1 protein-coding gene is annotated in these 242 nt (G+C 34.3%); it reads left to right on the forward strand.

The genetic code is table 11. The features are described from left to right. Positions 1–242 (forward strand): hypothetical protein (locus SB725_RS33450; RefSeq protein WP_410923730.1); only part of this gene is annotated, 242 nt, incomplete at both ends.

Genomic DNA, 242 nt, shown 5'->3' on the forward strand with positions numbered 1-242 from the left:
GGCATACCGGTTTCCAATCTAGTTTACATAAATAATTTTGCTTCAGGAACACAAACAGGGCAAGCAATAAATATCGATGAAAATGGATATTATTATTTTGATGGCTCTGCATGGATGAAATTGAATTCCGGAGGGAGAAATATTAATCTATATAATTCAGACGGAATTCTTTCCGATAACAGAACTGTTGCCCAAAATGATAAAATACTTGCTTTCACAGGAAATAGCGTAGATGCTTTTTC

The sequence above is a fragment of the Pseudomonas sp. SIMBA_041 genome, assembly GCF_046535095.1.
Lineage (GTDB): Bacteria > Pseudomonadota > Gammaproteobacteria > Pseudomonadales > Pseudomonadaceae > Aquipseudomonas > Aquipseudomonas mucoides.